The organism is Lysinibacillus sphaericus, assembly GCF_005217585.1.
Lineage (GTDB): Bacteria > Bacillota > Bacilli > Bacillales_A > Planococcaceae > Lysinibacillus > Lysinibacillus sphaericus.
The window spans coordinates 1-11,598 of the sequence record NZ_SZPT01000005.1 but is presented as its reverse complement, the minus strand read 5'-3'; the positions used below and the strand labels follow the sequence as shown (position 1 = coordinate 11,598).

Annotated in this window: 10 protein-coding genes; 7 read left to right on the top strand and 3 right to left on the bottom strand. The window is 37.1% G+C overall.

Going from position 1 to position 11,598, the window contains the following annotated elements:
* The first annotated feature begins 28 nt into the window (after positions 1-28).
* Complete coding sequence (gene yugI, locus FC748_RS17495) at positions 29-403, top strand: S1 domain-containing post-transcriptional regulator GSP13 (RefSeq protein ID WP_024364883.1); 375 nt, start codon at positions 29-31, stop codon at positions 401-403.
* A 52-nt stretch (positions 404-455) separates the two neighbouring features.
* Here the strand turns inward: yugI and FC748_RS17490 are convergent, their stop codons facing one another.
* Positions 456-1,763, bottom strand: a complete 1,308-nt coding sequence (locus FC748_RS17490; RefSeq protein ID WP_024364884.1) for a sigma-54-dependent Fis family transcriptional regulator — start codon at positions 1,761-1,763, stop codon at positions 456-458.
* A gap of 147 nt (positions 1,764-1,910) precedes the next feature.
* Here FC748_RS17490 and pruA point away from each other — a divergent pair, with 147 nt between their 5' ends.
* The 5 genes from pruA to FC748_RS17465 all read left to right on the top strand — a co-directional run bounded on the left by pruA (position 1,911) and on the right by FC748_RS17465 (position 8,503).
* Entirely contained in the window at positions 1,911-3,455 is a 1,545-nt protein-coding gene (gene pruA / locus FC748_RS17485) for an L-glutamate gamma-semialdehyde dehydrogenase (protein WP_024364885.1), read from the top strand.
* A gap of 229 nt (positions 3,456-3,684) precedes the next feature.
* A complete protein-coding gene (locus tag FC748_RS17480; protein ID WP_024364886.1) occupies positions 3,685-4,878 on the top strand; it encodes an ornithine--oxo-acid transaminase in 1,194 nt (397 codons plus the stop codon).
* Between the two features lie 82 nt (positions 4,879-4,960).
* Positions 4,961-6,205, top strand: a complete 1,245-nt coding sequence (locus FC748_RS17475) for a Glu/Leu/Phe/Val family dehydrogenase (protein ID WP_024364887.1) — start codon at positions 4,961-4,963, stop codon at positions 6,203-6,205.
* A gap of 266 nt (positions 6,206-6,471) precedes the next feature.
* Positions 6,472-7,635, top strand: a complete 1,164-nt coding sequence (locus FC748_RS17470; RefSeq protein WP_108030974.1) for an iron-containing alcohol dehydrogenase — start codon at positions 6,472-6,474, stop codon at positions 7,633-7,635.
* 202 nt (positions 7,636-7,837) lie between these two features.
* On the top strand, positions 7,838-8,503 hold the full coding sequence (locus FC748_RS17465) for a hypothetical protein (RefSeq protein ID WP_108030973.1): 666 nt from the start codon (positions 7,838-7,840) through the stop codon (positions 8,501-8,503).
* Between the two features lie 89 nt (positions 8,504-8,592).
* On the opposite strand, the gene FC748_RS17460 is transcribed toward FC748_RS17465, so the two are convergent.
* Positions 8,593-9,576 carry a cation diffusion facilitator family transporter gene (locus FC748_RS17460; protein WP_108030972.1) on the bottom strand — a complete coding sequence of 328 codons (984 nt, stop codon included), beginning with the start codon at positions 9,574-9,576 and terminating at the stop codon, positions 8,593-8,595.
* 12 nt (positions 9,577-9,588) lie between these two features.
* The gene (locus FC748_RS17455) at positions 9,589-10,311 is read right to left on the bottom strand and encodes an MgtC/SapB family protein (RefSeq protein WP_024364890.1); all 723 of its coding nucleotides are present in this window, start codon (positions 10,309-10,311) and stop codon (positions 9,589-9,591) included.
* Positions 10,312-10,441: 130 nt separating this feature from the next.
* On the opposite strand from FC748_RS17455, the gene FC748_RS17450 reads away from it, so the two are divergent.
* A complete protein-coding gene (locus FC748_RS17450) occupies positions 10,442-11,341 on the top strand; it encodes a DMT family transporter (protein ID WP_108030971.1) in 900 nt (299 codons plus the stop codon).
* The last annotated feature ends 257 nt before the right edge of the window (positions 11,342-11,598 follow it).

Genomic DNA, 11,598 nt, shown 5'->3' with positions numbered 1-11,598 from the left:
GCAAACATATAGAAAGTGGGCAAAGGTTATGGCAAAAAAATATGAATTAGGAGACGTATTGACCGGAAAAGTTACAGGTATTCAACCGTACGGTGCATTTGTAGCACTTGATGACGATACACAAGGGCTCGTGCATATTTCTGAAATTACGTACGGCTTTGTAAAAGACGTCAGTGAGTTTTTATCAGTTGGGCAAGAGGTTGAAGTCAAGGTACTTGAAATCGATGAAGCGGCCGAAAAAATTAGTTTATCGATTCGTGCCTTACAAGAGCGCCCAGCAGCAAGAAAAAAAGACGCACCACCCCGAAAATCATTACAGGATCGAGTGGATGAATCCGACGCGAATGGTTTTAATTCCTTAAAAGATAAATTACAGGACTGGATCGAACAGTCAGGACATTAAAAAACGAGGATGCTTTCATGTGAAGGCATCCTCGTTTTTTATTTTTTATGATTTAGCCCTTTTTCATCTTCCGTATGCGATATTGCAGGTTTTGTCGGCTCATACCGAGAGCACCAGCAGCCTTTGTTATATTGCCTTCATATAGATTTAAGACATTTTGCACATAATAGGATTCGGCTTCTCGTAAATAAGCATCGAGAGGCATGACATCGTTTTGCTGGTGGAACATGAAAAATTCAGGTTCATGGTCAGATGTGTCTTGGCTTTGCACTTTAAATCGAAAATGAACAGGTAGTAAATCAAACGTAACGGTTGATTCTGTTGTCATAAACGAAACGATTTCATCTAGCAATAGTTCGAGTTCCTTTAAGTTTCCTGGCCAATCATATTGTAAGAATAATGCTTGGACATCCGGTGCAAGTTCTGCCACATTTGACGCAAATCGCTCACGATGACGACTAAAATAATCTGCCACGAACGGTAAAATATCTTCTTTGCGATCTGTTAAATTTGGAATAGTAATGGACATTGTTGCAAAGAAATAATAGAGAGATTTAGACAGCTTATTTTCTGCAATAAGTGTAATTGGGTCACTGCCGACACTACCGATTAGCATATATTTGGATGGTGGTAATGACTGTAATAACTCAAGTAACTGTTCCTGAATAGGAAGACTTAAAAAATCAATACGTTCGAAGAAAAAAGTATAGGCTTTATCATCTTGTAAAAGTTCCTGCACCTTATCGAGCACTGATTTTGCCGAACGTCGACTAAATAATGTAACAAAGGCTTCAGGATCAGTAGAAGCTGCATGATGAATACCTTCTGCAACTAAATCTTTGCCTGTACCAGATTCACCGATAAGTAAAACAGGTAATTTTACCGCCGCTGCTTTTTTAGCGTTGACAATAACTTGTTGCATTGCTTCAGATACTGCTGTAATCATATCAAAAGTTAAAGGTTCACCATATCGTCGTAGCGGCTGATAGACTAATTTTTCTAAAGATGTGATATCACGTGCGAATTCAATCGCACCAATCAATTGATTATTTTTAAAAAGAGGGAATGTATCATTAATGGTTGTAATTTCATGGCCGTTTTTATTCCAATAGGTTTGTTTCACATTCATTTCTTGTAAACCGGTTTGTAACACCCGCATTAAAGTACTTTCATGTTGACGGAAGGAAAACAATTCAATAATTGAACGATCTGCTAATTCATCAAAATGAAATCCTTCGATTTCTTTCATTTTTGAATTATAGATAATTGTTTTACCCGTTACGTCAATCGCATGTATACCAACGGATACATTAGTTGCAATAAACTCATAAAAGGGTAGTAATGGTTCAGAATTATTCATAAAATGTGCACCTCAAAATTTTTTACTTGAAATATGCAACGAAATTTTGCATTATAATAAGTGTAAGAATATTTTATACGCAAAAATATTTTGCGTCAATAGTTTTTGCATACTAAATATTTACAGCTCACAAAAGGAGGATATAGTATGATTCCATACAAACATGAACCATTTACAGATTTTTCTCAAGAGGCAAATTACAACGCATATTTAGAGGCATTAAATAAAGTTGAAAGTTATTTAGGTCAAGACTATCCATTAATTATTGGTGGAGAGCGCATTACTACAGAAGATAAAATCGTTTCATATAACCCAGCTAAAAAAACACAGGTGATTGGTCGCGTTTCAAAAGCAAGCAGAGAATTAGCTGAAAAAGCAATGCAAGTTGCTGACGAAACATTTAAAACATGGAAAAAAGTAGACCCAGCGATTCGCGCTGATGTGTTATTCAAAGCAGCGGCAATTATCCGTCGTCGTAAACATGAGTTTTCAGCATTATTGACAAAAGAAGCAGGTAAACCTTGGAATGAAGCGGATGCAGATACAGCAGAAGCAATTGACTTCTTAGAATACTATGGTCGCCAAATGTTACGTATTAAAGACGGCCAACCAGTAGAAAGTCGCCCAGGCGAATACAACCGTTATGATTACATCCCATTAGGAATCGGTATCGTTATTTCACCATGGAACTTCCCATTCGCAATTATGGCTGGTACTACAGTAGCAGCTTTAGTAACAGGGAATACAGTATTATTAAAGCCAGCTTCAACTACACCAGTTGTTGCATATAAATTTATCGAAGTTTTAGAAGAAGCAGGATTACCAGCAGGTGCTGTTAACTACGTACCAGGTTCTGGTGCAGAAGTTGGTGATTACTTAGTTGATCATCCGAAAACGCGCTTTATCAGCTTCACTGGTTCTCGTGATGTTGGTTTACGTATTAACCAACGTGCAGCAACACATAACGAAGGTCAAATTTGGATTAAACGCGTTATCGCTGAAATGGGCGGTAAAGATACAATTGTAGTCGATAAAGAAGCAGACTTAGAGCTTGCAGCACAATCAATTGTAAAATCAGCTTTCGGCTTCTCAGGTCAAAAATGTTCAGCATGCTCTCGTGCTGTTATCGTAGAAGATGTTTATGACACAGTAGTGAACCGTGTAGCAGAGCTTACTAATGAATTAACAATCGGTGACCCAGCTGACAACAGCAACTTCATGGCAACAGTAATCGACCAAGCAGCTTTCAATAAAATTACTGAATACATTGAAATCGGGAAAAAAGAAGGACGCCTTGTAGCAGGTGGTACAGCAGATGATTCTGTTGGTTACTTCATCAACCCAACAGTGTTTGCAGACGTAGATCCTTCTGCTCGCATCATGAAAGAAGAAATTTTCGGACCAGTTGTAGCAATTGCAAAAGCAAAAGATTTCGATGAAGCGATTGAAATTGCAAACGACACAGAATACGGCTTAACAGGTGCGGTTATTACAAATAATCGTATGAACCTAGAAAAAGCGCGTGAAGATTTCCACGTTGGTAACTTATACTTCAACCGTGGTTGTACAGGTGCTATCGTTGGTTACCAACCATTTGGTGGTTTCAACATGTCTGGTACTGACTCAAAAGCTGGTGGCCCAGACTACCTACAACTTCATATGCAAGCAAAAACAACTTCAGAAATGCTTTAATTTTTACTGATTTTAATGTGGGACGACACCACATGTTCAAAGATAGACTGTTCTAGTAAGTAGAAAAAATTAGCACACCTCGTAGAAAATAAATCCTACGAGGTGCGCGATTTAACCATATGAAGGTCAACAAATATTTTTTGTTTCTATTATATAGTCCTTTTTCAGCTCTACTAGGCAGTCTTATCTTTCATAGATTTTTATTATGAGTTAGTAGGGAGAGTGCTTTATGACAAAATCACAACAAGTTATTGAACAAACACAAAATTATGGTGCTGCAAACTATCATCCACTGCCAATCGTTATTGCAGAGGCTGAAGGTGCTTGGGTTAAAGATCCAGAAGGAAACAAATACTTAGATATGTTATCAGCATATTCTGCAGTAAATCAGGGACATCGTCATCCAAAAATTATTGCTGCATTAAAAGAACAAGCTGATAAAGTAACATTAACTTCTCGTGCATTTTACAGTGAAAACTTAGGTGAATGGTATGAGCTTGTAGGAAAATTAACAAATAAACAAATGGTTTTACCTATGAATACGGGTGCAGAAGCAGTGGAAACTGCATTTAAAGCAGCTCGTCGTTGGGCTTATGATGTAAAAGGTGTTGAAGAAGGCAAAGCAGAACTAATCGCTTGTAATGGAAACTTCCACGGGCGTACGATGCTAGCTGTATCTTTATCGTCTGATGAAGAATATCGCCGCGGTTTTGGACCGATGTTACCTAACATTAAACTTGTAGATTATGGTAATTTAGAAGCGTTAAAAGCTGCAATTACACCAAATACAGCAGCATTTTTACTTGAGCCAATTCAAGGGGAAGCTGGTATCGTTATACCACCAGAAGGTTTCTTAAAAGCAGCTCGTGAACTATGCCGTGAAAACAATGTGTTATTTATTGCAGATGAAATTCAAGCAGGATTAGCTCGTACAGGTAAAATGTTTGCTTGTGATTGGGAAGAAGTAGAGCCTGATATGTACATTTTAGGAAAAGCATTAGGCGGCGGTGTATTCCCAATTTCTTGTGTAGCTGCAAATCGTGATATTTTAGGTGTCTTCAACCCGGGTTCTCATGGTTCAACTTTCGGAGGGAACCCTTTAGCTTGTGCTGTTTCTATCGCATCTATTAAAGTTTTATTAGATGAAAAATTAGCAGAGCGTTCACAAGAACTAGGTGAATATTTCAAAGGGAAATTACGTGAAATTAACAACCCAATCATTAAGGAAGTTCGTGGTCGTGGTTTATTTATCGGTATGGAATTAACAGAGGCAGCGCGTCCATATTGTGAAAAGTTAAAAGAATTAGGCTTATTATGTAAAGAAACACATGATACAGTTATTCGTTTTGCACCACCATTAGTTATTTCTCAAGAAGATTTAGATTGGTCAATTGCTCAAATTGAAAAAGTATTTAAACTTTAACAAAATGTTCACATTTTATTTCGGAAGTGTGTTACAATGATGCCGATATACTATCATTATAAAAACAAAGAGGCGATTTAATATGTCTGAAAACTTAAATCTGTTCACATCAACTCAAGATGTTATTCAAGATGCTCTTAATAAACTAGGCTATGACGAAGCAATGTATGAATTACTGAAAGAACCGCTTCGTATGCTACAAGTACGCATTCCAGTTAAAATGGATGATGGTACGACAAAAGTATTTACTGGTTACCGTGCTCAGCACAATGATGCAGTAGGACCAACAAAAGGTGGCGTGCGTTTCCACCCAGCTGTTTCAGAAGAGGAAGTTAAAGCGCTTTCAATGTGGATGACATTGAAATGTGGAATCGTTGATCTACCATATGGCGGAGGTAAAGGCGGTGTCATCTGTGACCCACGTCAAATGTCAATGGGTGAGATTGAACGTCTAAGCCGTGGTTATGTACGTGCGGTAAGTCAAATCGTGGGACCAACAAAAGATATTCCTGCGCCAGACGTATTTACAAATGCACAAATTATGGCATGGATGATGGATGAATATAGCCGTATGGACGAATTCAACTCTCCAGGGTTCATCACAGGTAAGCCACTTGTACTTGGTGGTTCTCAAGGTCGCGATCGTGCAACTGCTCAAGGTGTAACAATCGTTATTGAAGAAGCTGCGAAAAAACGTGGTATTGATATTAAAGGTGCTCGCGTTGTTATTCAAGGATTTGGTAACGCAGGTAGCTTCTTAGCTAAATTCATGAATGATTTAGGTGCCAAAGTAATTGGTATTTCAGATGCATATGGTGCTCTTCATGATCCTGAAGGTTTAGATATCGACTACTTATTAGATCGTCGTGATAGCTTCGGAACTGTAACAACATTATTCGAAAACACAATTTCAAATAAAGATCTTTTAGAGCTTGATTGTGATATTTTAGTTCCTGCCGCAATTGAAAACCAAATTACTGCTGACAATGCGCATAATATTAAAGCAAACATTGTCGTAGAAGCAGCAAATGGTCCAACGACAGCAGAAGCGACAAAAATTTTAACAGAGCGTGGCATTTTACTTGTACCTGATGTATTAGCATCTGCAGGTGGTGTTACAGTATCTTACTTCGAGTGGGTACAAAATAACCAAGGTTATTACTGGACAGAAGAAGAAGTAGAAGAACGCCTGTACAAAAAAATGGTTGAAGCATTTGAAAATGTTTATACAACAGCCACTACACGTAACATCAATATGCGCTTAGCTGCATATATGGTTGGTGTGCGTCGTACTGCAGAAGCATCACGCTTCCGCGGTTGGGTTTAATCTATCGAAAAGGGTCGTCTCCAATTTGGAGCGACCCTTTTTTGTATAGAATGAAGCTGTGTGCCATTACGAAAGTTAAACTTAACAAAACTTGTTACGACGACTTTTTTGGTTTGTCAGTAGATTACAAGATGAATGAGTTGTGCCTGTGCCTGAAAAAATACATAGGGCATATGTGGATTATTGCGCGCGCGTATAATGGTGCTTAAATCTTTGCTTTCTACTCTAGAAATATGAGAAAATCCAACTAGAAAGGGGCGATTTCCATGAATTCATTTACATTTTATAATCCAGTGAAGTTACATTTTGGTGAAGATGCGTTGGAAAAATTACCGAAAGAATTAGCGCAGTTCGGACAGAAGGTGCTAGTTGTTTATGGCGGGGGTAGCATTAAAAAGAATGGTGTATATAATGCTGTCATTGAGAAATTACAAGAAGCGGGTAAGTCCATTTTTGAATTGAGCGGTGTTGAGCCAAATCCACGTGTAGAGACAGCTCGTCTAGGCATAGAGATTTGTAAAAAAGAAGGGATTGACCTTGTGCTCGCTGTTGGTGGTGGTTCTGTTATTGACTGCTCCAAATTAATAGTAGCCGGGGCAAAATATGACGGGGACGCATGGGATATTGTTAAAAGAAAATTTATTGTGAAAGATGCACTACCGTTAGGAACAGTGTTAACCTTAGCTGCAACAGGCTCTGAAATGAATTCTGGTTCGGTCATTACGAACGCTTCAACGGAAGAAAAATTTAGTTGGGGTAGCCCAGCTGTCTTCCCTAAGTTTTCTATTTTAAATCCAGCATACACAGTGACTGTGCCGAAAAATCATACAGTTTACGGTATAGTGGATATGATGTCCCATGTCTTTGAACAATACTTCCATAATGCGACCAATACACCCATTACTGATGAAATGTGTGAAGGTGTATTACGAACAGTAATTAGCACGGCCCCTAAACTTATCGAAGATTTAGAGAATGTGACATTACGTGAAACGATTTTACTAGCAGGAACAATTGGTTTAAATGGCTTTTTATCAATTGGTTCCCAAGGGGATTGGGCTTCGCACAATATTGAACATGCCGTATCTGCCATTTATGATATCCCGCATGCGGGTGGTTTAGCAATTTTGCAACCACATTGGATGCGTCTAAACGTATCGGTTAATCCTAAGCGCTTTGCGGGTATTGCGACACGTGTCTTTGGTGTTGATGCAACTGGAAAGACAACCGAGGAAGTTGCCCATGAGGGGATTGATCGTCTATCGGCATTTTGGACATCTTTAGGTGCACCTAATCGTTTAGCCGATTATGATATTGACGATGCTAAATTCGATCAAATTGTTGAACATGCCATGGAAAACGGACCTTTTGGCAACTTCAATAAGTTGCAGGAAAAAGATGTACGTACAATTTTACAAAATGCACGTTAGGTTATAGTGTGACAGTAAAAGATGTATCGAAAAGTGAGGTTATCACTTTTGATACATCTTTTTTATTTTACTCATTACATAAAATCAATTACAAACGCCTGTCTATTATTTGGGTTAATTGTCAAAATTGTTCAGAATTTGTTTAGGTAATTTTTTTAAAATGAATGTAATCATTTTTGAATTGACAGGGGATGTAGAGAGAATGTTAAAACAATTGATTGAAAATCATATTACGATGCACTGTGAGAGTCATTTTTTTCAGCCGAATATTTACGAACTGAAAAATTGTATCGAAGTATTAGGAATTGAAGCGACTGCGTTACGAATGGACAATGATCAAATTGCCGCAGGATATGTAGTCGACAATCGTATATTTTTTAAAAGCATGCGATATGGACAAACGACGATCACATTAACTGATGGTCAAAGGGAAGCGATTGTGCAACTTTACGTTCATCCTTCTGGAGAAATAATGCTAGAGGTAATGCCGAATTTAGAAGATGCTGAAATCGTGCTAGTATATTATCGAACGATTTTAGCTGAAACGGCGATTGCAATTGATTTAAAAGGGGCTTTGAAGCACTATCTAGTAGCGCATAATCTTATGAATGATGAAGATGCCATTACCGAAGTGCATTATAAATCGATGCATCCGAATGTACTAAAAGATTCCTATGCGGGTAATTTTGTTTTAGGTTGTCGTCCAGACGGAGAGCCGTTAACAAATGCTGAAGAATTTGATTTAGCCAATCGTCTGGCTACATTAGAATTCTCAAAAATTATAATTCAACAGGATGGCATACAAAAAATGATCTGTTTAAGAATGCTATTAACTTTTATGATTACGGATTATGTAATTGTCTCATAGAAGGTTGAATGCTTTTGTCAATGATAGAACTTTGTACGTATTCTTATACTAAATAGCCAACTGCCTAACGTTGGCAATTGGCTATTTGTTTATTGTTCTTTTGTAGGTCGTTCTCCAACATGTTGCCAATTTAATCTACCATCATCCTCATCAAATAAAATGGCTACTTTTGATACGCCTTTTTGACTTAGAAGTACTTCTGTTAAATGGTCACGTACATCATCTAAATAAGCAAGGGATAAATTCGGGTCTGCTTCTGCCACAAGCTCTACATGTAGAAATTCTCCTTCTTTAATCACTTCTAAACGAACGATATCTTTAATATTTGGGTTATCCATTACAAGGTGAGCAATATGATTCAGCATTTCCTCATCCGTTTCACCGATAACACCACGTGCGTTATCTAGGAATACCTTGCCAACTACATAAAACATCATACAGCCAATAATAATTGACACAAGTCCTTCAATTCTCGCCCAACCAGTAAAATGTGCAATTAAGATGGCGGCAAAGGCTAAAACGTTACCACCAGTAGCTACTAAATCTTCCATAAATACTAATTTAGTGGCAGGTTTTGCACGTTTTAAATACGTAAATGCTTTTGCAATAGAAGCTAGGCCAGCCTTTTCTTGTCCAGCCTCATGTAGCACCTCGACTGCTGCTTTTGCAAGAACCGTACCTTCTAATACAATCCCAATAAACAACACACCAAGTGCAATAAACATTCCTTTCGATTCACCTGAAGGATGCATAAAATGATGCCAGCCTTCCTTAATCGTCTCATAAGATAGGATGGCTACAATGATTACGGCGAATAAGCATACAAGATTAACAATTCGACCAAAGCCTCCTGGGAATTGCTTTGTAGGTGCTTTTTTCGAAAGGGCGGAGCCGATATAGACGAAAAATTGGTTTGCAGCATCACCAAGGGAATGCATCATTTCGGCAAACATAGCCACATTGCCTGTGAAGAAAAAAGCAATCCCTTTAATGATTCCTAAAAAGGTGTTTACAAATGCAGCCATAAGGGAGGGTTTATTACCGTCTTTTAATAGTTTTAATATTTCTGTCATAGAGTCCTCCAACTAGTTTAAAATTTCCATTTCTATTTTTTCAATATAAGGTAAGGTACGTAATGAACGATAAAACGACAGTAAGTTATCTGAGACAATTAACGATAAACGGAAATCTAATTCGTGTAATACTTGATTATTCGCCATTGGTATATCTTTAATACGAATATTTTCAATTACAATGTTGTTTTCCTTTAAAAAAAGAAGAAATGATTCTGTATGGTCATCATTATCAATCTGAACCTTTAATGATACTTCTCGCATCCGAATTCGTTTTGGTCCAATTTTCATAAGAAAAGGAGATAACACTTCGATGCCAAAAACAATGATAATAACAGCTAGTGTTGCATCCATATAAAAGCCTGCGCCAACAGCAATCCCAATGCCAGCAGCTCCCCAGATCATAGCTGCAGTCGTTAAACCAGAAATGCTATCATTACCGCGTCTTAAAATGACACCTGCCCCAAGAAATCCGATGCCACTAACTACTTGTGCTGCTAAACGAAGGGGATCCATTGTAATGTTTATATCTCCCCTTGGAGGTGTTGAGTATGCAGTCTCGATAGAAATAATAGTTAGTAAGCAACTAAATGTAGCAATCACTAAACTTGTTTTTAATCCAACAGGTTTCTTTTTTAATTCCCTTTCAATACCGATTACTAAACTTAATGTGGCTGCAATCACTAATTTTATTCCAACTTCATATGTAATCATATTCTCCAATAATGTTTCCAAACGCAACCCTCCATTGTTATTTCGTATTGCTAAGAGATATGCAAGCTGTCATTATTATATGTACATTACTTTTTTGTATTGTACATCACGCAAGTAATGAAGTATAAGTTTTTTTATGGAGGTGGATTCAATGAGTGAACCGAAGATTCATCCATATATTCCAATTTTCATAGGTGTTATATCAGTATCTTTATCTGCTATTTTTGTGAAATTAGCAACTGCGGATGCTGGTGTTATTGCTTTTTATCGTATGTTGTTTTCTGTCATAATTATGGCACCACTATTTTTTTGGAAATATACCAATGAATTAAAACAGCTATCTATTCGTGATTGGTGTTTTTCTTCTATAGCGGGTGTTTTTTTAGCTTTTCACTTTATTTTGTGGTTTGAGTCACTAAATTACACATCTGTTGCAAGCTCAACTGTGCTTGTGACACTTCAACCACTTTTTGCGTTTGTAGGTACATACTTTTTCTTTAAAGAGGCAATTACTGTGAAAACTATTTTCGCGGGGGCTATTGCCATTGTTGGCAGTGTGTTAATAAGCTGGGGTGATTTTAAACTAAGTGGATCTGCTTTCTATGGGGATATGCTTGCATTAATTGCTTGTGCACTTATTACAATATACTTACTATTTGGGCAAGATGTACGAAAGCGATTATCACTTGTGACTTATACAATGATTGTTTACGCAGTAAGTACGATTACATTGTTTTTCTATGTTTTATTAAAGGGGGAATCATTCGGTCCGTATTCGTCTATGGATTGGATGTGGTTTATTTTATTGGCAATTGTCCCTAATTTATTAGGTCATACTTTATTTAATTGGTCTATTAAATATGTTAGTACGAATGTTGTATCAATTGCTATATTATTTGAACCAATTGGAGCGGCCGTATTAGCTTTTATTATTTTTAAAGAGTATTTAATCGCTACACAAATCATTGGTGGATGCATTGTAATAGCAGGGATTCTACTGTTTGTAGTGGATGATAAAAAGATTTTAAAGTTTTTTAAGAAAAAAGCTTGATTTTTATATTGCTATATTATATATTATTACTTGTCCTTAACAAGAAGGACGACATGAAAAAAGAAATTAAAAAGTTGTTGACTTCTTGTTGAATACAAGTTATGATAATAAAGTCGCTGAAAACAAGCGAAAATAAATGAACCTTGAAAACTGAACAAGCAAAACGTAATCAATATAGTTTTTACTAGCTAACTTCGTTAGTGAACGAAACAAAATTTTGGACATCAAAATTGATGCCAGCAAAACAATTTGAGCTA

Coding starts and splice junctions, on each gene's coding strand:
- yugI (WP_024364883.1), top strand. CDS start 29: ATGGCAAAAAAATATGAATTAGGAGACGTATTGACCGGAAAAGTTACA.
- FC748_RS17450 (WP_108030971.1), top strand. CDS start 10,442: ATGAGTGAACCGAAGATTCATCCATATATTCCAATTTTCATAGGTGTT.
- FC748_RS17490 (WP_024364884.1), bottom strand. CDS start 1,763: ATGAATAATTCTGAACCATTACTACCCTTTTATGAGTTTATTGCAACT.
- FC748_RS17470 (WP_108030974.1), top strand. CDS start 6,472: ATGAATTCATTTACATTTTATAATCCAGTGAAGTTACATTTTGGTGAA.
- FC748_RS17480 (WP_024364886.1), top strand. CDS start 3,685: ATGACAAAATCACAACAAGTTATTGAACAAACACAAAATTATGGTGCT.
- pruA (WP_024364885.1), top strand. CDS start 1,911: ATGATTCCATACAAACATGAACCATTTACAGATTTTTCTCAAGAGGCA.
- FC748_RS17475 (WP_024364887.1), top strand. CDS start 4,961: ATGTCTGAAAACTTAAATCTGTTCACATCAACTCAAGATGTTATTCAA.
- FC748_RS17465 (WP_108030973.1), top strand. CDS start 7,838: ATGTTAAAACAATTGATTGAAAATCATATTACGATGCACTGTGAGAGT.
- FC748_RS17460 (WP_108030972.1), bottom strand. CDS start 9,576: ATGACAGAAATATTAAAACTATTAAAAGACGGTAATAAACCCTCCCTT.